Source organism: Oleiphilus sp. HI0123 (assembly GCF_001635315.1).
Window position 1 is genome coordinate 1 of sequence record NZ_LWGE01000302.1, and the last position, 212, is coordinate 212.

General features: G+C 45.8%; 1 pseudogene. It reads right to left on the minus strand.

The features are described 5' to 3' along the window. Window positions 1–198, minus strand: a pseudogene (locus tag A3761_RS02885) (hypothetical protein); the annotation flags it as partial. Between the last annotated feature and the right edge of the window lie 14 nt (window positions 199–212).

Below are 212 nucleotides of genomic sequence, written 5' to 3' on the forward strand. Positions count from 1 at the left end.
ATAGAAGCCTTTACCCAGGCCTTCTTCACCACCTAACAAGTGGCTGTCTGGAACAAAGACATTATCGAAGAATACGTCGAAAGAGTGCATGCCTCGGTAACCGATTGTTGGGATTGCTTTCCCGCTTAGCTTACCGCCACCTTCTTGCTCGTATTCAAAATCATGGCCGTCGAAAGAAGGTTTTTCAACTAGGAACATGCTTAAGCCTTTGT